The organism is Capnocytophaga sp. oral taxon 412 str. F0487 (assembly GCF_000271925.1).
GTDB classification, from domain to species: domain Bacteria; phylum Bacteroidota; class Bacteroidia; order Flavobacteriales; family Flavobacteriaceae; genus Capnocytophaga; species Capnocytophaga ochracea.
The window spans coordinates 1-19,201 of sequence record NZ_AJZR01000052.1 but is presented as its reverse complement, the minus strand read 5'-3'; the positions used below and the strand labels follow the sequence as shown (position 1 = coordinate 19,201).

The 19,201-nt window shown below is 42.8% G+C and carries 14 protein-coding genes; 9 read left to right on the top strand and 5 right to left on the bottom strand.

Annotated features, from left to right (window positions below):
- Positions 1–6: 6 nt before the first annotated feature.
- The 3 genes from rbfA to HMPREF1321_RS08505 form a co-directional block, all read right to left on the bottom strand.
- Positions 7–399 carry a 30S ribosome-binding factor RbfA gene (gene rbfA / locus HMPREF1321_RS08515; RefSeq protein ID WP_002674172.1) on the bottom strand — a complete coding sequence of 131 codons (393 nt, stop codon included), beginning with the start codon at positions 397–399 and terminating at the stop codon, positions 7–9.
- Positions 400–1,145: 746 nt separating this feature from the next.
- Positions 1,146–1,769, bottom strand: coding sequence for a beta-phosphoglucomutase (gene pgmB / locus HMPREF1321_RS08510; RefSeq protein ID WP_009422222.1), 624 nt, complete (start codon positions 1,767–1,769; stop codon positions 1,146–1,148).
- A gap of 8 nt (positions 1,770–1,777) precedes the next feature.
- A complete protein-coding gene (locus HMPREF1321_RS08505; protein ID WP_002674060.1) occupies positions 1,778–2,662 on the bottom strand; it encodes an NAD kinase in 885 nt (294 codons plus the stop codon).
- 321 nt (positions 2,663–2,983) lie between these two features.
- Here HMPREF1321_RS08505 and HMPREF1321_RS08500 point away from each other — a divergent pair, with 321 nt between their 5' ends.
- From HMPREF1321_RS08500 to HMPREF1321_RS08460, 9 genes are all read left to right on the top strand, one after another.
- The gene (locus tag HMPREF1321_RS08500) at positions 2,984–4,567 is read left to right on the top strand and encodes a hypothetical protein (RefSeq protein WP_009422232.1); all 1,584 of its coding nucleotides are present in this window, start codon (positions 2,984–2,986) and stop codon (positions 4,565–4,567) included.
- Positions 4,568–4,586: 19 nt separating this feature from the next.
- The gene (locus HMPREF1321_RS08495; RefSeq protein ID WP_009422229.1) at positions 4,587–5,147 is read left to right on the top strand and encodes a calycin-like domain-containing protein; all 561 of its coding nucleotides are present in this window, start codon (positions 4,587–4,589) and stop codon (positions 5,145–5,147) included.
- Between the two features lie 175 nt (positions 5,148–5,322).
- Positions 5,323–5,874 (top strand): four helix bundle suffix domain-containing protein, encoded by a 552-nt coding sequence (locus HMPREF1321_RS08490; RefSeq protein ID WP_009413984.1) that lies wholly within the window; start codon positions 5,323–5,325, stop codon positions 5,872–5,874.
- Positions 5,875–5,941: 67 nt separating this feature from the next.
- On the top strand, positions 5,942–7,042 hold the full coding sequence (locus HMPREF1321_RS08485; RefSeq protein WP_009422230.1) for a DUF4903 family protein: 1,101 nt from the start codon (positions 5,942–5,944) through the stop codon (positions 7,040–7,042).
- A gap of 4 nt (positions 7,043–7,046) precedes the next feature.
- On the top strand, positions 7,047–9,389 hold the full coding sequence (locus tag HMPREF1321_RS08480) for a TonB-dependent receptor plug domain-containing protein (RefSeq protein ID WP_009422226.1): 2,343 nt from the start codon (positions 7,047–7,049) through the stop codon (positions 9,387–9,389).
- A 77-nt stretch (positions 9,390–9,466) separates the two neighbouring features.
- The gene (locus HMPREF1321_RS08475; protein WP_050977213.1) at positions 9,467–11,014 is read left to right on the top strand and encodes a leucine-rich repeat domain-containing protein; all 1,548 of its coding nucleotides are present in this window, start codon (positions 9,467–9,469) and stop codon (positions 11,012–11,014) included.
- Between the two features lie 12 nt (positions 11,015–11,026).
- Complete coding sequence (locus HMPREF1321_RS08470) at positions 11,027–12,130, top strand: DUF4903 family protein (protein ID WP_009422234.1); 1,104 nt, start codon at positions 11,027–11,029, stop codon at positions 12,128–12,130.
- Positions 12,131–12,209: 79 nt separating this feature from the next.
- Positions 12,210–12,899 (top strand): HmuY family protein, encoded by a 690-nt coding sequence (locus HMPREF1321_RS08465; protein ID WP_034575951.1) that lies wholly within the window; start codon positions 12,210–12,212, stop codon positions 12,897–12,899.
- Positions 12,900–12,971: 72 nt separating this feature from the next.
- Positions 12,972–14,231, top strand: a complete 1,260-nt coding sequence (locus HMPREF1321_RS08460; RefSeq protein WP_009422244.1) for a putative DNA modification/repair radical SAM protein — start codon at positions 12,972–12,974, stop codon at positions 14,229–14,231.
- On the opposite strand, the gene HMPREF1321_RS08455 is transcribed toward HMPREF1321_RS08460, so the two are convergent.
- Both HMPREF1321_RS08455 and HMPREF1321_RS08450 read right to left on the bottom strand, forming a co-directional pair.
- On the bottom strand, positions 14,232–15,620 hold the full coding sequence (locus HMPREF1321_RS08455; protein WP_009422235.1) for a RagB/SusD family nutrient uptake outer membrane protein: 1,389 nt from the start codon (positions 15,618–15,620) through the stop codon (positions 14,232–14,234). It abuts the gene before it with no gap.
- Positions 15,621–15,679: 59 nt separating this feature from the next.
- Positions 15,680–18,985: a SusC/RagA family TonB-linked outer membrane protein gene (locus tag HMPREF1321_RS08450; protein WP_009422219.1), complete on the bottom strand. Its 3,306-nt coding sequence runs from the start codon at positions 18,983–18,985 to the stop codon at positions 15,680–15,682.
- Positions 18,986–19,201 lie beyond the last annotated feature (216 nt).

Sequence of the window (19,201 nt, the reverse complement as noted above, 5' to 3'; positions counted from 1 at the left end):
TTATTTTTACGTCATTTTTCTTTTGTAGAGCAAGTCTCGGTTTTCGATGGGGTTTTCTTCCTCTTTGAGGGATTGCTCAATACCCTCGATGTATTGCAAAGAATCGTCGATATAAAAATACAACTCGGGCATACGACGGAATTGGTGTTTGGTGATTTGCGACAGTTCGTGCTTGATGAGGGGCGCATTGGAGGTTACGCCTTTGAGCACCTCAGCTGCCTTTGCTTCTGGGAAAACACTGAGGTACACCTTGGCTACTGATAAATCGACGGTTACATTTACTTTGGTTACCGAGATGAGTAGGTTTTGTTGCCCTGCATCGCGTATGGATTGCTGCAACACTTTGGCTAATTCTTCTTGAATAATGCCTGCTATTTTCTTTTGTCTGTTGTTTTCCATTAGTTTGTTTATTTATGGTGCAAAGATAGGGAATAATACTGATAATACCAAAAATGCCAAAAGAGCGGTAAAAATTAGGAAATGAGGAAATGAGAGAATGAGGAAATGAGAGAATGAGGAAATGAGAGAATTGGTAAATGGGGTGTGAGGTTGAGTTAGAGGAATGAGGCTGTGCCTCAGAAATTAAACAAATTTTAAACAAAATCAAGGCTGCGCCTTGTAAACCAGCGGAGGTATTGCCAGTTTATTCAACTTTGCCAAAGGTGCGAGCCGCACGGGCGAGGAAAATTAGAGAATTTGGAAATGAGGGAATTAGCAAAAGGGTAGTGATAAAAATGGTTTTTTGACAGGTCTGACTTGTCGGACAAATTGGACTGGTTAGGAGCATTCGGAAGGAAACGAAGATTTTCATAAGAAGACTAGGAAGTCTTTTGATGAAAAAAGGGTGTAAGGAGGGTGGGGGTAGCTTATAGAGAGCTTATAGGAAGCTTATACGAATCTTGGACGATTGGTATAGAAAGGGTATATAAATAATTGATTAATAGTGTAATACAACAAGGCTAAAAATGGTAAAAACGGGGTTTCGAGGCGAAAGAAAGAGGAATAGGCAATAGGCCTTAGGCCATAGGCAATAGGGGGAGTATGACAGAAAAGAGGGAGTGTGGTGGAAAAAGAGGATTAGAAAATTAGGAAATTAGTTGGAGAGACTCTGAGAGGCTTCTCCAACTATTAGCTATGTTGGGTGCTTATATCTTCATATTTAAAAAGTTGGGAATCACGGTGTCGGCGGCTTTAAGAACTTTGGGATTGCCGACTCCTATTACTTTCATTCCGGCACTCTTGGCGGCTTGTATGCCTGCGGGAGCGTCTTCGAATACGCAACAATCAGCAGGGAGAAGCCCTAAACCTTCGGCGGCTTTGAGGAATACTTCGGGGTTGGGTTTGGCTTTGCTTACCATTGTGCCATCGACAATAGCATCGAATAGGGGGAGAATGCCGGTGCGCTCCAACACTAAACGCGCATTACGACTTGCGGAGCCCAAGGCTATCTTTTTGTGATGGGCTTTGAGGAGCTGTAAGAAGTTTAACACACCAGGGAGTAACTCGGAGCTATCGATACTACTGATTTGCTCTAAGTACAATTTGTTTTTGCGCAAGGCGGTATCGGTAAAGTCGGTTTCGGAGAGTGTTTTGCCTGCCCATTGAAGGATTTGGTGCAAGGAGACTTCGCGCCCGATGCCTTTCAGCTGTTCGTTATGCTGAGGAGTGAGCTCAAAATTGAATTCTTTGGCGATGGTTTTCCACGCGATATAGTGGTATTTTGCGGTGTCGACGAGCACACCATCTAAGTCGAAAATATATCCTTTCATTTTTTTAGTTACTTGTTACGTCGGTCTTCACCCCAGAGTAGTTTATAGCGCAGGGTGTTTATAAAGCTGTCTCCGTCGAGGCGTATCATTTTCACGACAAAGGGAGCTTTACGGACTATAATAGAGTGTTTGTTAGCAATGGGCTTGATATGTGAGTCGAGCGACATTAAAAACTTCTTTTCTCTGCCTGATACAGTGAGTTTTACTTCGGTATCTTCGGGGATTACCAGCGGGCGTGCGTTGAGGTTGTGAGGGGCGATGGGGGTAATCACAAAGTTTTTGGCGGTAGGGAGTATTACAGGTCCGCCACAGCTAAGAGAGTAGCCTGTGGAGCCTGTGGGGGTGGAGATGATGAGCCCGTCAGCCCAATAGGAGGAGAGGAAATCGCCGTTGAGTTCAGTATCGATAGTAATCATAGAGGCGGTATCCTTACGAGTAAAGGTTATTTCGTTCAGAGCGAAGTTCACAGGGGCTACGGGTTCGCCTGTATCGGCGTAAACGGCTTCGATAACGGAGCGTTCTACTACTTTGTAATTTCGTTCGCGGAGTTGTGTTAGTACGTTTTTCAGGTCGTCTTTATGTGCATTTGCCAAGAAGCCCAAGCGTCCTGCATTGATACCGAGAATGGGTATTTGCAGGTTTCGTACATAAGTAACCCCTTTGAGCAATGTGCCGTCGCCACCAATAGTGAGCATTACATCGTAAGAGGAGTTGAGGTCTTCGAAGGAAGCAAAAGATTTTGCTTTGAGGAATTGCTCGGAGCGATCGTTGAGGTCGCTGAGGATTTCACGTTCTATAAACACCTTATCGGAGGGCAATAGAAGGGTAAAAAGCTCATTGAGAATGGCTTCGTTTTCCTCGGAGTACTGACGTATGTAAATAGCAATCTTCATTTTAAGCAGAAAACTAAGAATTTTTGGCAAAGATAGGGATAATTAGTGAATTAGCAAATATGAGAATTAGCGAATGAGAACGAGCGGAGTGAATAGGCAGGTAGAAGTTGTATAAAGAAATAATGAATGATGGTGAGGTAAAAGAAAAGAGCAAGATAGCGAAGATTGTGATATGCGAATGCTATACTTTATCGGATGTCAATAAAAGAATGATAAATCTTTTACCACTTCTTTATTATTATTCTAAATAATATTTGTATCTTTGTCCCCAAAATTTTAAATCAATTCGTTTTAACAAACACATTTATTACATTTTATCGTATGAAAAATTATATCCAACATTCAGTAAAAGTGATGATAGCTATAACGCTCATCGCTTTGGGCAGTGCTTGCAAGAAAAGTGATAGCCCAGAACCTCCAAAACCAGAAAATGGCAAAATAACTATTGAAAACGCTGCTTTGGTAACTGCCTTAAAAGAACAAGGCTTTACTTTTGAAGGCAATACTCTTGTGGTAAACGACAAGGTGCGCACCACTACTTCACTCAACCTCAGTGGCAAACAGCTTACCGATGTAAAAGGCTTGGAGGCGTTCCCAGTACTTAGTGAGGTAAACCTCAGCAACAACAAGTTTGCACAAACGTTTGATTTTGGCACATTGCCTGCTACGGTAAAGAGCGTAAACCTCAGTGGTAATGAGCTGTACGACTTTAAGAATCTCGCCACTACCGATTATAGCGACAATGCCCAAGAGCCTTATAAGCTGATTCGCAGTTTTGATAAGCTGGTATTGCCTGCAACCGCTAAATACAATATGGACGTATTGCCTGCCTACGTAAAACTTGCTTCTAAGAGTGATGTACAGATGCTCAACGAACAGGGTACAGCTGAGAAATATACTACCTTGCGCGAGGTGCCTGACCCTGTGTTGTTGCAATATTTGAAAGCTAATTTTGCAAGTGTGTTTAGTGGTGATAAGATTGATATTAGCAAGATTATAAAAGTAGATGAAAGAGCCAATGCTGTAAAAATATTAAAAGGTGAAGAAGGTTATAATGAGCCTGAATTTGCTAATCTTAAAAACTTAGAAGGCATTATTTTTATTACAAATAATCCTTTATTTCGCGGAGATGTAGAAATACGAACCTTACCTGATGAAAATTTTGTAGTGGATAATTTAAAGATATCACCCAAAACAGGAAGTGTTGTCCTCTATGGGGTTAGTACACCTAACCTAAACTTAACCAGAGCAGAAGATCTTTTTGCTTTTTGGGCTGTTCATAATAAAGGTATTACTAATGTCAATTTATCAGCCTCTAAAAAAATTATGCAACGAGGAGAAACAAGTCATTTGGGTTTTGTAGGTGATTTTATTATAATCGCAGATTGCCCTAATTTAAAAACTTTTACCTTGCCTGATGTTTCTAAAAGTACCGTTTCTCCTATTTCAATATTTGCAATCTCTCTTTTAGAATTACCTAAGCTTACTTCTACTATTGATTTAAGTAAAATACAAGTTTTTTCTTCTCTTCAATTAGCTAAAATACCAGCAACTACTAAAATTATATACCCTACTGAAATAAAATATTTTACAATAGGAGGAAATAAAGAAAAAGAAGGTCAGTTTGGAAAATTAAATTTAACTATTACAAAAGATATATACGACAAAGAGGAAACAAAAGCTTTTATCCAAAAATATCTTCCTAATAATAGAATTACAACTTCATACAATTTTGTAGATAATTTATTAGAGGATTCAGAAATTTATGACTATACTGACACCAATAATGAAAGTGGCCGACCTTCCATCCACAGCAGAAGCTCTTTAAATAGAGCCAACAATAAAGAACTTACTCTTAACGAAATCGTAAAACTTAGATTCGGAAACTCTAAACATAAAAAGTAATTATCTAAATTTAATAACTATGTCAAATTTATTTAAATCGATAGCTTTTGTAGTTATCATAGGAATGGCATTAGTAGGATGCCAAAAAGAAGAGTTGAACATTGCTGATAATTCAGCCGATGGAGGGAACTCACAAAAAGCTAATACAGTGGCAGTGGTTAGCGAACGTGCCTCTGTTACATCTAACTTTACTGTAGATGGTGTAGTGGGAAATTACAAAGGTGAAATTAACCAAGTAAAAATGAACGGAGAAAACAAAGCCTCTGTTTCTGATAGAACGGTAAAAATCACCAAAAACAGTAATAATAAGTTTAACCTAAGAGTTGATGGTTTTAAAGTAGGAAGAATGCCTGCTAAACTAACTATCAATGTTAGGGGTATCACTTTAAATAGTGACGGTACTTTTTCAGGAAGTTTTTCTAATGGAGTAAACTTACTGTTCACTGATTACCCTGCCAATATTAGAGGTAAGTTTTTTAAGAAAGATAATGCAACAAAAGTAGAATTTACTTTGGAAAGTAGCGGAACCTATCTTTTATTTGTAAATTTTGATGCTTCTGTACACTTTGACACTTACTAAAAAGTAGTAACTTTAAGCCTAAGAAGAAGCGCTAACTTTCTTCTTAGGCATTTATTATCGAATTGATAGGATAAATCATAAATCAGATTGATAAGATAAGTTAGATTGATAGGATTGGGGGGTAAATCAAAAAAAATCTTACCTTTGCAGGAGCTAAATAATTATTAATAACGTTATGGAAACTTCCTTTCTAAAAACCAAAGGAGGATATAGGCACTTGCGTTGCTACCAAGTAACGGAAGTTATTTACGATATTACTTTCTTCTTTACCAAGCATTTTCTAGAAAAAGGAGACCGTACTATTGACCAAATGGTGCAAGCTGCACGCTCTGGAAAACAAAATATTGCCGAAGGGAGTGAAGCAGCAAGTACTTCTTATGAAACACAAATTAAACTCACGAATGTTGCAAAAGCCAGTTTGGAGGAGCTCCTAATAGACTATGAAGATTACTTGCGCGTGCGCAATATTCCACAGTGGAATGCAGGACACCCTCGCTTTAACAAGATGCGAGCTTTTGCTCGTAGTGAACAAATATTCTCGCAATACCGTTCACTACTTGATAAGTGTAGTGATGAAGAAATAGCAAACTTGTGTATTACTCTTATTCATCAGGCTACTTATATGCTCCGCCGATTGCTCGAAAAACAACAAGAAATATTCTTGAAAAAAGGAGGCATTAGGGAGCAAATGAGGAATGCAAGGCTAAGCTATAGAGCGGGAAGTTAAATCATAAATTATCGGATTAATCTGATAAGTCAGACAAATCGGATTGATCAGAAAAAATAACCTTACTATGAAAAAAATACTTTTATTATTTATAGGGCTTGCTATTTTGGCTTGCAAAAAAGAAGAACAAAACAAGCCTATTGAAAATACCGACCCTAAACTGCAAACAGCTATCAGCGTACTAAAAGGCGATATGGTATTAGGGCAACACGTAAAAATGGCGGGTACGGACAGATCATTATTACCTTCGGGCGTACCTACCAAATTTACTTTTACTTGGGACGAGCCCAGCAAACGCCTCAAAATGCATCTTGAGAAAATACAACCGGGCACTATGCCTTTTGCCGTAACAATGCACGCCTCCTTGGAGGCAATGGAACTCAGCTATTGGGACAAACAGGAATACGTAGGCAATTGGATAAAATTCTACGACAAAGCTGCCGTAACTACCCCTTATATACCTGACAATTACCAAGGTCCCACTATCACTAAAGAAGGGAGTACCATTGTTACGGGCTTCTTCAACGTAGATACACACGAGGTGTATTTCTTAATCCAATACAATATGGTGAACGTAGTGGGCACGGTGTTTAAACAAAAAATTGACCGCTCTCGCTTAGCTCACTTTCAGGAAGAACTCGATGCCTACGAAGAGGCGTTGGCAGAAAAAAAATTAGACACAAGGGGTGAAAGATTTCGCGGTGATAACAACCAGCAAGCTATTACGCTTTTGGGTGCTACTCAAACTATTACGGCTAAGCTCACCTACGAGGGTAAAACTACAGAGGTAGCCTTGCCTATCACCTTTGTGTGGGACGGTAAAGAGCCTAACAATGTAACAGGGCGTATGCAACTATCGCTTGCCAAAACGGAAGTGAGTGGGGGGAACTTGCAATTGGCATTCAGTGGCAAAGCGCGTTTTATAGATGTGCTTACCAAAAGTGAAGAAGCTATTTACGGGCAAGGCAATACCGATAAAACCAAACTCAAAGCAGCGGACGTAACCACTACCCTTTGGGATGCTACGGGTACACAAACGCTTAAAACTTCTGCTAAAGGCGAAGTGCGAATGATTGTGAATGTAGAGAAAAAAATAACCTCCTTCTCTTACCTTAACAAAGAATTGGGGCTTACCATTTATGCCAAAGAAGTAGCTATAAGACCTTAATTTAATGAGAATCACCATATCCATTTTACTATTTCTATTAGGAGGAATCCTCTCAGCCCAACAGGTGCGTATGCGGGTGCTCGACAAGAGTACCCGCTTGCCTATAGTTGCTGCTGTGGTGAGTTATACTGAGCCTGCTTATAGTGACAAACTACAACACAGCATTGCCGATGACAATGGCATTGCCCTCCTGAAAAGGCGTAAGGGGAGTGTGCTATACTACACGGTACAGTCGCTGGGCTACACACTGCTAAAAGGTACGCTAAACGCAGAAAACGAGCTCACAGTATATCTCAGCGAGGAAACTACCCAATTGGCGGGCACTACGCTCACAGGTAGAACGATGGGTGCTACCGTGCGCCCCACCAAAGAAACACCTACGGTGGTGCAGGTCATCACGGGACAGGAGTTAGTGAAAGCGGGTTATAGCAATATCCAGCAGGCGCTGATGCAGGAAACCCCTGGGATGAATATCCAGAAGGTGGGTTTCGGCAACGAGATAAGTATGCAAGGCTTGGATGCACGCCATATCCTCTTCTTGATGGACGGCGAGCGTATGACGGGTGAAATGGCGGGCAACCTCGATTACGAGCGCTTCAACCTGCACGCTGTAGAGCGCATTGAGGTGATGAAAGGGGCGTCGTCTACCCTCTACGGTTCGAGGGCAGCAGGAGCAGTCATCAACATTATCACCAAGAAAACAGATAAGCCTTTTGCTATTACGATAGGTTCGCGACACGCCGAGATGAATGAACGCAATTACCACAACCCTGAGCGGCGTGATTTTCTCTATATGTTTGAAAAGAATGCCGATAAGCCCAACCTGCAATCGTGGGTGTCGGCAGGGGCTAAGATAGGGAAGTTCACTACTCAAACGGATGTGTGGTTCAGCAGTCAGGATGCATATTACCTTTACCAAAAAGAACCCGATCGCAAGGTGTATACCAAAGAAGCCAATCCGTTTCTCAGTAAAGATACTGTAGTGCAAGCCACCTTTTTGCGTCCGCCAATGGGTATTGAGGGGGTTGAGCATCTCTCGGCTTCACAAAAACTGTATTACGACAGCAAAAACTTAAGCGTACAGCTATATGGCACGGGCTTTTTGATGAACTCGTATGATATGGTGCAAGACCTCTATTTCTCGCAAACCAAAGACTTCACCGGAGGGCTAAAACTCTCCTACCGTCTTAAAAACTATTTCGCACTACACGGCACTTTCCATACCGACTTTTACGAGCGCTACAAACGTCACGAACGCCGTGATGTAGATAAAAAGGTGTATGACTCTAAGATTATGCAACCGCGTCTCACGCTCACCTCGCAATACTTCAAAAAGCACGACCTCATTTTGGGGATTGACTATTTTCAAGACGACCTCACCAGCGACCGCTTTGCAGCCAATCGTATGCTCACACGAGGGTTGAAGGAATGGGAGTTCTTCTTTCAGGACACCTATACGATAAGCCCTAAGTGGCAAGTGGAAGCCGGATTGCGCACTAATTACAGTCTGCAATTTGGTACGATGGCACTGCCGAAAGTAGCCATAAAATTCTCGCCTACCGAAGCCCTTTCGTACCGATTGAATTACGCCAAAGGTTATCGTTCGCCTTCTATTAAAGAGTTGTTTTTTAATTGGGATCACTTAGGAATGTTTCAAATTGTAGGCAATGAGATGTTACAACCCGAGAAAAACCATTACTTTTCGGTAGGAGCTGAATATGCGGTACCTAAATTCTTTATTTCGGGGAATGCCTTTATCAATCAGTTTCAGGATAAGATAGAGGGGGTGTGGAAAATCTACGAGTTTCAGTATAACTTCGAGTATATGAACCTCAGCCAGCAACGGCTCTTAGGCTTTGACCTGCTCACCCGCTGGAAGATAGTGCCCGCCCTTACGCTCAACGCTTCCTATTCGTATGTAGATGTAAGTAAAACAGAAGGCTTGCGCATCAACACTACCTCGCCTCACGCCGCTACCGCAGGGCTTGAATACAAATGGTATCGCGACAACTACGACCTATCGGCAAACCTGACGATGAGTATGATGGGCAAGAAAACCTTTGATGTGCAAGATCGCATTACGGTGCAGGAAGAAGTACCTTTATACGGTGGTGGTACGCAACGGCGCCCTGTGAGCAAAGAGGCGTATTTCCGTTGTGAATTGCCTGCTTATGCTCTTTTTAACTTCAATGTACAACAACGTTTTTTGAAGCATTACAAGTTGAATATTGGGGTGAATAATATTTTCAATTATATTCCTTCGACTTTAGGCTCTGGAGTAACGATGTTTAACATTCCAGCTACGCCGGGGCGCAGATGGTTTGTGCAGGTGGAGGGTGTGTTTTAATTTTAGGGGATAGTTTTTTAGGTAAGAGGTAAGGGAATAGATTAGAAAATGAGAAAATTAAATAATCTTTATAAAAGATGATTCATATTATCCATCAAACTAAGAAATGCTTGTTCGCTCTGGCGGTATTGACGCTGGGAGCTTGTAGCAAGTCCGACAGTGAGGATACGCCTCCTGTTGATGAAGTAAAACCGGTGCAAAGTGAGGCGCTTCTCACGGCACTTAAAGCCGAAGGGTTTTCATTTGAAGGAAATCGTTTGGTAGTGAATGATAAGGTGAAGAACACCACTACACTAGATCTATCGGGGAAAAACCTTACAGATGTTACGGGACTTGCTTCGTTCCCTAACTTGAAAGAGGTAAACCTTTCTAATAACAAGTTTGCGAATGTATTTGACTTTGGTCAGCTGCCTAAATCGGTAACTTCGGTCAATCTCAGCAAGAACACTATCTATGAATTTGAGCACTTGGCACAGTTCAATTACGAGGAAGACGCTGCTGAGAAGATAACGCTTTTCCACTCTTTGGATCGTTTGATTCTTCCTCAAAGTGCGAAATACAATATGCTTAACATACCTGCTTTGGTGAAGTTGTTGCCTAATGCTGATGTGCAGATAGAGAACGCCACAGGGAAGGTAGAGAAATATACTACCTTGCGCTCCGTGCCCGATGCTATCTTTAGAAAGATACTCAAGCGTCAATATCCTACGGTGTTTGAAGGGGATAAGATAGATATCAGCAAGCAGATGACTATGGAGAGTGCCTCTTTGGCAGTGATTATCAGTCAGGAGGCACGCAATCCTTCGGAGCCAGAGATAGATGAGCGTTATGATGTAGTAAGCATTGAGGGGGTAGAGTATATCATTAATCACCCACAATTTGCTGGTAATATAATCTTGGAGATGAGCGAAGAGAAGCGTTATACCTTGCCTTACTTTAGGATAGCTAAGAAGACAGAATTGCTTTCTTTACACTATGTAAATACAGGATATATCAATTCCTCTGAGGCACAAATCTTGTCGGATATTACTATTCGCTACGATAACACTATCAAGAATCTTGATCTTTCGGCTTCTAAACAGATGTGCCAGATACTCAGAAGCAGACAGAGTCCATTCTGGAGTGCAGATAAGTTGGAGCTTATAGGATTGCCTAAGTTAGAGAGCTTGCAACTACCTAACTTTTCTCAGTCTAAAAACCCTCTTACTTTCTTGTCTTTCCATTTAGAGTCCTTACCTAAGCTCAAAGCTACCTTAGACCTTAGTGAGATGACAGCAGGAAATGCTTTAGCTTTTGCCAAAGTGCCAGGGGTAAAAGTTATCTTCCCTAAAAAGATACTTTACGGTTTTGACATTATGGGAGAAGCGGTGAAAGAAGGTCATAGTCTATGGAAAGAGATGAAGCGAGATTACTTTGGCGATCCTGATAAATGGGATGCTGCAGCGGGGGCTTTTATTCTTTCGGTAACACCAGACTTCTACAAGCGTCATCCCGACATCAAAGATTTTGTGAACAACCGCAAGCGTGTAGAGCGCATTCTCTCTTATAGCCTTTTTGAAGACAATACGCTTGACTTTGTAGAAATTAAAAGAGGGGTACTCCAAGAACCTACTAATAATAACTAAAGATTTGTATCCATGAAAAAGTTTATATACACCAGTGTGCTCGCCGTACTTACTTTAATGACGGCTTGCAAAAAAGAAGAACAAAACGAAATTATAGATAAAGGGTCGGATAAGATAGCCCAGCTCAAGAAAGACCTTTCGGGGTATACTATCTTGGGGCAACACGTGAAGATGGCAGGGGTAGACAAAACACTCCTTTCAACAGGTTGTCCTACGCAATTCACCTTCAAATGGGATGAGGCTACCCAAAAAATGGGGATACTGATCTCCAAAACACAGCCAGGGAATATGCCTTTTCCTATTTCGGTAGTGATGCGTGCTAGTGTAATGGAACTCAACTCTTGGGACAAAGACCTCTATAAAGGGAATTGGGTGAAACTCTATGACGACAACGCTGTAACGACTACCTACGAAGATGAGGTGAACTACAAAGGCGACAAGCCCGTACGCGGAGGAAACAGTATGGTGAAAGCCTATTACAATCTCGATACCCACGAGATAGAGATGAACTTGAACTATAACATAATGAACGTAACGGGGTATGTGTTCCGCCAAAAAGTAGTGGGCAACCGCACCGAAGCCGAGTTTGAGGAAGCACTCTTTACTTATGAAGAAGCCTTAGCTGAAGAGAAACTCAAGCAAAACCTACAAGTATTTAAAGTTAATCCACAAGATGCCATCGATAGCTTGGGTACCCAAAGGATTTTTGATGCTACCGTAACCTATGAAAAGAAGGCTACTAAAGCACAATTGCCCCTTAGCTTCTCTTGGAATGGAAAAGAAGGACGTGACCCTGCAGGACGCCTTACCGTTACCTTAGCTAAAACTAAGGTAGGCAAACAGCAAATAGAGCTGAGAGCTGTAGGCAGGTTTCACGATATTATCACCAAGCGTGAGTTTGCTAAGTATGATAATATTGCTACTCACAGTACTTGCAAGCTCAAAGCGGTAGAGGTAACTTCTACCATATATAGTACGGATGGAAAAACGAAGTTAAAAACTTCTACTAAAGGAGTGTTGCGTATGTATATCAATGCAGCAAATCCTAGCGCAATACTTACTTTTCTCGACCCTGAGACGGGATTGCAGATAGCTGCTACTTTTGTTAAGAAATAAGAATATTAGACATTTTTCAGCTTTACCAGAGGTTCTACATTACAAGCTTTTGGTAAAGCTGAAAATAAAAATGAACAATATGAAAAGGTGCATATATAGTATATTAATAGCCTTCTTGTGTATGGCTTGTGTGAAGTATGAGGCGCTCCCCTTTACGGGGAAGGTGCTACCGCGTCGTTCGGGGTATATCAATGAGGTAACCAATGACTGGATATATTACAACCTGCGGACGGGGGAGATATTCAACGCACAGCAAGTAAACAGTGATATCAGAGAGGGAGAGCAAAAGACACGGATGGACTGGGATCTGGCTTTCTGTGGCAATAAGCTTCGCACCAACAGTGGCACCAGTGGTAATGGACGAGGGGGTGTTGCCGATATGGGTTTTCAGGGGTATGACCGCTGGACGAGTGTTTCGCAAGTGCCTCGTGATATAGTATGGGTAGTGGATACTAACAATATATCCATCACGATGTCTCAGCGTGAATGGGTGAGCTATACCGTAGCTCATAACATCACGGGGATACCTTGGTTTGACCCCAATAAAGGTCCCCAACAAACCAAAACCAATGCTAATCCGTTACTCAATAAGGCATTGGTATTCTCAGGGCCACCCCCCTCTTATACCCCCTCGTTTCACACTTATATCATCCGCACAGCCGATGGGTTGCGCTATTTTAAGTTACAAGTAGTGAGTTGGTATGACGAGAGTATTGAAATAGGCGACACAGGGGGACGTATTAGTTTTTATTGTGATGAGTTGAAGTAAGTTTGTTTGTGTAGTATTTCAATAGAAAGTAGTACATTTGCACTCGTGATTCGTTATACTAAAATAAATTAAATGGATTTTGAACGTATCAAAGAAAAGCTGGCTATCCTTGCCGATGCTGCCAAATACGACGTATCTTGCTCGAGTAGTGGGAGCACTCGTAAGGCGGTGAAAGGTGAATTGGGCAACGCTGCGAACTTCGGTATCTGCCACTCGTTTACTGAGGACGGCAGGTGTATTTCTTTGCTCAAAATCTTACTTACGAACCACTGTATCTACGATTGTATTTATTGTGTGTCGCGACGCAGTAACGATATACAGCGCGCTGCTTTTAGTGTGCAGGAAGTGGTAGACCTTACTATTAATTTCTACCGACGGAATTACATCGAGGGGCTCTTCTTGAGTTCGGGAGTGTTCAAAGACCCTAATACTACGATGGAACGATTGGTGCGTGTAGCTAAGAAGTTGCGGACAGAAGAGCGCTTCAATGGTTATATTCACCTGAAAACAATACCTGGGGCAAGCGAAGAATTGATTCACGAAGCAGGGCTTTATGCCGACCGTCTGTCCGTTAATCTTGAAATACCTACCAAAGAGGGGTTGAAACTGCTTGCGCCAGAGAAAGACCACCGGCAGATGCTTACCCCGATGCAACAGGTGAAGAACGAGTTGGCAATGCATTCGCTTGAAAAGAAGAAGTTTAAGCATACGCCTAAGTTTGCGCCTGCCGGACAGACCACCCAAATGATTATAGGCGCGACTGACGAAACCGACCATAAGATTATAAAGGTTGCCAGCTATATGTATGACAAGCTTGAAATGAAGCGAGTGTATTATTCGGGTTATGTGCCGGTATTGCAGGACAGTAGGTTACCGTCTATCCACAGCCAAGTGCCCATAGTGAGAGAAAACCGCCTATACCAAGCCGATTGGCTGATGCGTTACTACGGCTTTGCTCCTGATGAGATTTTAGATGCTCGGCAACCGTTCCTCGATTTGGAGATAGACCCTAAATTAGCGTGGGCATTGCGTCACCCTCATCTTTTCCCCGTAGATGTGAACACGGCTCCGCGTGAAATGCTCTTGCGCGTTCCGGGGGTGGGAGTACGGTCGGTACAGAAGATACTAGCGGCGCGTACTTTTCAGAAGCTCACGTATTACTCGCTCAAACAAATAGGGGTAACCTTAAACAGAGCAAAATACTTCATCACTTGTAGCGGGGCTACGCCGTTGGCAGGCAGTATGGAACCCGCCAAACTTCGCCATTTGCTTATCGCTAATAGCCACAACAAGCATAAGGAGCTTTTCGGTGGACAGTTGTCGTTATTTTGATTAATAATTCTGTGTAAGCGATGGGTTCTTCTCCATTACGTCCTTAGGAAACGGAACGATGTACATAGGCGAATTGGGAGGCAGGGTATAGGTGCGTTGCGGTACGGTGGTATTCACCAGAGGGAAGGTGCGTTGCAAGGTTTTGGCATAAGCACTCTCGGTGTTCAATCGTTTTAAATCGAAAAAGCGATTAAAGCCCATAGCGAGCTCTCTACGGCGCTCGTCGATGATGAGTTTTACGGTCTCCTCAGTAGTAGCAGGGGTAGCGAGGGTTACACCACTGCCTTTTATGCGTTTGCTACGGAGGATATTTAGCGTTTGCATCGCCCCACTGAGGTTGCCCAAGCGCGCTTTGCACTCGGCTAAAGTAAGGTACATCTCACCTGTTTTCATTCCCACCGTAGGGTAGAAGAACTTAGTGGCGGGCATATCCCAGTTGGCAGTACCCGAACCTTTATCGTTATAACGGTGGTTTTTATTGAAGAAGAGCTTGAAGCGCATATCGTTTTCGGTATCGAAAAGGTTGCAAAACTCAGGACTCACGGGGTAGATGTACCAAATGTTCATTTCGGTATGTCCATTCATATAGGCTAAGTTGAGCACTTCGGGGTTTTTATCTACCGTGATAGGGGTAGGACTTGCCTCATAAGCCACCATATCTATCAGTTGGTTGTTGTACGACAGACTCTTTTGGGCTGCCACTAATGCCTGCTGATATTCTCTTCTGAATAGGTGCACTCTGGCTTTCAAGGCATAGCCAAAAGCTAATGAGGGGTGATATACATTCACAGGGTGTTCTTGCAAAAGGGGCAATGCCGCCTCAATATCTTCTTGAATAAAGTCATACACTTCTTTTACGGTAGCTTTTGTAGGGTGAGCTTCTAAGTCGAATTCACGCATTAGGCACACACCACCATCGGTAGCTGCTGTGGTAGGGTCGTAGCCTTTGGCGTAAACGTTTACCAGCATAAAATAATCAAAAGCTCTTAGCAAGCGCGCTTCGGCTTTGGCACGTGCTTTTAGTGAGGCATCGCCTTTGGCATTATCAACGGTAGTGATAATCATATTCCACCTACCTATATAGCTGTATACATTGTTATAAAAGGGAGACGACTCGATGTAATCGGCACGTGGGGCACTTTCTTCGTAATAGAAGTTGATGCTGTTCAAGTCGGGTGTCTTACCGATGATACTACTTTCCTTTACCCAATTGTCGTCTACCAGAGTGCGGAAGTTAAAAGGAGGGTAGTTTTTAGTGGGGAGTACTACCAAATCGTAGTATTCCTCGGCGGTGTTGATAATCTTTTCACCTTTGGGCGTAAGGTCGGTGTATTTGTCACAAGCGCTGAGAAACAGGGCTATGAATATGATGGTTGCAATTCTTTTCATTGTAAAATTATTAAGGTATAAAAACTGTCTGCCTGCCGTGCCACGGCTGCTACGGCTGGCTAAAAACTAAATGATATACCGAAAAACGCTGCTGTTGCTACGGGCAAAGCGCGACTTCCAGAGTTGAGGTGATAGGTTTCGGGGTCTATATCGTCGCCAGCAGCACACCAAGTGAGTAGATTGTTGAGCTGAGCGGTGATTTTAGCCTCTTGTAAGCGCAATTTCTCACAAATGTTTTTAGGAATATAACACGAAAATAACACATTGCGCCATTTGATATAATCGGCGTTTACCACGTGATTGTCGCCGAATTGCCAAAGAGTATTCACCGTATTAGCAGTGCGTCTCAAAGTGGCTGGATAGTCGAACGACATACGGGGCATATCGGTGGGTTTCGTAGCTGTCCAACGTTGGGTAATATCGCGATGGGTTTCGCTTTCTTGATTGATGGAATAAGTGTCTTTGCGAAGTTTATGTCCACCCGCATATATAAACATCGTACCGAGCTCAAAAGCCTTATAGCGCAGTTGCAAGCTAAGAGCTCCGTTAAAGGTGGGGTTCATCGTTCCTAATCTTACGAGGGCATCTTCGCTTTTAATATCTTTAATAGTGGGCACACCATTGGCGTCGAAAGTCGTATTAGGGTTGCCGTTTTCGTCTAAATAAATAGGGTAGCCATTGGTGGTTTCCTTGTACCGATAGGCATAAAGCGAGTTAAAGTCGTCTCCTTGTTTGTAATAACGCAAGGGGTTACGAGCGTATTCTACGGCATTAGTAGGCTTGCTACTCACTTTCTCAATGGTATTTTTGTTGTAGGCAAAAGTAGTTCTTACAGTAAGTTGCAAATCTTTGGCTAACTCACGCGTAGCATTCAAACTCACTTCTATTCCTTTGTTTAGTAAAGCTCCGTTATTGATGAGTCGTCTTTGAGCACCTACGGTAGGGTCGAGTTCGGTCAGTACCAACAGGTCGGAACTGTAACGACGATAAAGGTCGATACTTCCTGAGAGCCAATACCACATACCGAAGTCAATACCTAAATTGGTGGTTTCAGTCTTTTCCCAACGTAATTTAGGGTTAGGTAAATCGGTATCGTTGAACTGTAAATACTGTTGGCTAGGGTAAGCGCCTCGCACATCGGTAAGCAAACGTCCGCGTAAGAAAGGGGTAGTAGTTTGGTCTACATTACCACTGACACCATAGGTAAGGCGCAGTTTTAGCAAGTTTACCACATTACCATAGAAGAAATCTTCGCGATGCAAATTCCAGCTGCCGCCTACTGACCATAGCGGACGATATTTGTACTTGGGGTCTGCCCCAAACATATCAGCTTGGTCTACGCGCACACTCCCTGTGAGGTTGTATTTCTGATGGTATGAATAGCCCAACGTGCTATAAAAAGAGATAAAGCGGTGTTTGGTTTCGCTTTGCTGATTACGGCTCAGCGATAGCGACTGCCTGCCGTAGAGATAGCTAGTAACACCAGGATTGTAGAGGTCTTTCCAGTTCAGGGTAGGGAAGGAGAGCGTTTGCTCGTCGTAACCATATTGCATTTCCTTAGTATTGCGCGGGGTGTAGTGCTGACGCATCTCGAAGCCCAATAGCGCTGTCACATTGTGTGCCTCCGCAAAAGTGCGATTGAAATCCAACTGCTGACGGAAGGTATAATGCTGTGTTTGCCCTTTCTCCTGTTCGTAATAACCGCCTTCGGGCAGTTCAGAAGAGAATTTTTGAGTAGTAGCATCTTGTTTTACCAATTGGTTGTGGCGCAAACGCATATAATAAGTGTCTTTGCCAAAGAAAGTTTCACTGTTGTGAGTGTTTAACTCATATTGAAAATAGCTTTGGTATTGCAAGCCTTTGAGGATAGATACTTGCAGATTTGCAAACGGACGCAAACTGAGGTTGTACTGTTTTTGATGCTCTTGTGCTATCGATTCCAATAAATTGAAGCTATACGGGCGGAAAGCGTCGTTGCCCGCAATTTGTTCTAAAATATGTCCGTTTATGGGGGCAACTAAATTAAAACCCGCATACGGATTCGTACCCAATAGCCGAGTGTAACGCGGTTGCTTTAAGTAATCGGTATACAAATTCCGCACTTGTTCAGCCACGGCATCAACAGCGGTATATCTGCCATTCACCCCTATGGTACTTTTTAGCCAAGGTGTGAGCTGGTAAGTGTTTTTTAAATAAAGGTTGAGAGCGCGGGTCTTTTCGGTAACGATACGCTCATCGGTGTCTTCATATTGCAACGAAGCGTAATTCTGACTGCGGTTATTACCACTTTCTACGCTTATATTGTAGCGTTTGCTGATGATAGGTTGCCACACATAACGCTTGAAGTCGCGAAGGTAATCGCGGTTGCGCCACTCGTTAAGCGTGCTGTTCACCTCTTGCTGGCTGAGTTTTCCTTTGGCTTGGTCGCGGTATAGCTGGAAGAGAGGCGAGTAATACCTCACTGTTTGCCTGCCCCCAATTTCTCCGTAGGAAGCAAAAAGGTCATCTACATTACCATTGCTATCAGCCAATTTGCTTTGGTAGAAAGCCGTTTCGAGGTCGATAAGGTCGGACGTCGAAGCGTAGCGCATACGGCTCATATTGGGTTTGAAAGTATAGAACAGGTCGGTATGCACGTTGATACGCAAACCATTCTGCAAGCCCTTTTTGGTGACAATCACAATCACCCCATTGGCAGCGCGCACCCCGTAGATAGCCGTCGCAGCAGCGTCTTTCAGTACCGTTACCGACTCGATATCTTTGGGGTTGATATCCTCTAATGGCGTATCGGTAGGAATGTTGTCAATCACCACCAAAGGCGAATAGCCCACATTGCCCGAAAAAGTACCTACCCCGCGCAGTATAGGCACCTCTTTCCCTGTAAAAGGGTCTTTTGTAAAGCGCACACCCGCTATTTGTCCCTCAATAGCTTCTTGTACGGTTCTATTAAGCTGACGGTTGAGCTGGTCTGTCCTTATTTTGGTATAAGCCGAAGTAGTTTGCTCTTTGTGAAGATTTTGGTAGCCCGTAGCTACTACATCGGTAGAACTTAAAGTGATAATCTCCGGTTCCAAATGCACTTTTAAGAAAGGTTGTTCAGCCGAAACGGTAAATTCACAAGATTTCATACCTAAGTACGAAATCCTTATCACTTCTCCTGCTTTTGCAGAAATCCGAAATTCCCCTTTGATATCGGTAAGGGTTCCCATAGATAGCAGTATGTTGTCATTTTTAACCACTACTGCTGCTCCTTCCAAAGGGTGGTTTGTCACATCGGTTACTTTACCCGATACACTAATCATTTGGGCGAAAGCGCCCACAAAACAGCAGAGGAAGAACCCCCACGCTATTACATATTTTTTCATAAACGGTCTTATTGGTAAACAATACCTCTTATATACATTAATAAAGTCATCGCTCTCGTCCCACTCCTCTCATAAGTCCGACAGGTCAAAAAACTATCTTTCAATCGCTTTTCCACCGCCACACTCCCATTAAACTTCTCCTACAAATTTTCTAATTTACTAATTCTCTTTCCCGTCACCACATTCCTCCTTTGAAGGTAGCCAGCGATAGCTGGG

Excerpts from the sequence above, each read along its gene's own strand:
- HMPREF1321_RS08460 (WP_009422244.1), top strand. The coding sequence starts at position 12,972 with ATGGATTTTGAACGTATCAAAGAAAAGCTGGCTATCCTTGCCGATGCT.
- HMPREF1321_RS08490 (WP_009413984.1), top strand. The coding sequence starts at position 5,323 with ATGGAAACTTCCTTTCTAAAAACCAAAGGAGGATATAGGCACTTGCGT.
- HMPREF1321_RS08470 (WP_009422234.1), top strand. The coding sequence starts at position 11,027 with ATGAAAAAGTTTATATACACCAGTGTGCTCGCCGTACTTACTTTAATG.
- HMPREF1321_RS08500 (WP_009422232.1), top strand. The coding sequence starts at position 2,984 with ATGAAAAATTATATCCAACATTCAGTAAAAGTGATGATAGCTATAACG.
- HMPREF1321_RS08495 (WP_009422229.1), top strand. The coding sequence starts at position 4,587 with ATGTCAAATTTATTTAAATCGATAGCTTTTGTAGTTATCATAGGAATG.
- HMPREF1321_RS08485 (WP_009422230.1), top strand. The coding sequence starts at position 5,942 with ATGAAAAAAATACTTTTATTATTTATAGGGCTTGCTATTTTGGCTTGC.
- pgmB (WP_009422222.1), bottom strand. The coding sequence starts at position 1,769 with ATGAAAGGATATATTTTCGACTTAGATGGTGTGCTCGTCGACACCGCA.
- HMPREF1321_RS08480 (WP_009422226.1), top strand. The coding sequence starts at position 7,047 with ATGAGAATCACCATATCCATTTTACTATTTCTATTAGGAGGAATCCTC.
- HMPREF1321_RS08455 (WP_009422235.1), bottom strand. The coding sequence starts at position 15,620 with ATGAAAAGAATTGCAACCATCATATTCATAGCCCTGTTTCTCAGCGCT.
- HMPREF1321_RS08475 (WP_050977213.1), top strand. The coding sequence starts at position 9,467 with ATGATTCATATTATCCATCAAACTAAGAAATGCTTGTTCGCTCTGGCG.
- HMPREF1321_RS08465 (WP_034575951.1), top strand. The coding sequence starts at position 12,210 with ATGAAAAGGTGCATATATAGTATATTAATAGCCTTCTTGTGTATGGCT.
- HMPREF1321_RS08505 (WP_002674060.1), bottom strand. The coding sequence starts at position 2,662 with ATGAAGATTGCTATTTACATACGTCAGTACTCCGAGGAAAACGAAGCC.
- rbfA (WP_002674172.1), bottom strand. The coding sequence starts at position 399 with ATGGAAAACAACAGACAAAAGAAAATAGCAGGCATTATTCAAGAAGAA.
- HMPREF1321_RS08450 (WP_009422219.1), bottom strand. The coding sequence starts at position 18,985 with ATGAAAAAATATGTAATAGCGTGGGGGTTCTTCCTCTGCTGTTTTGTG.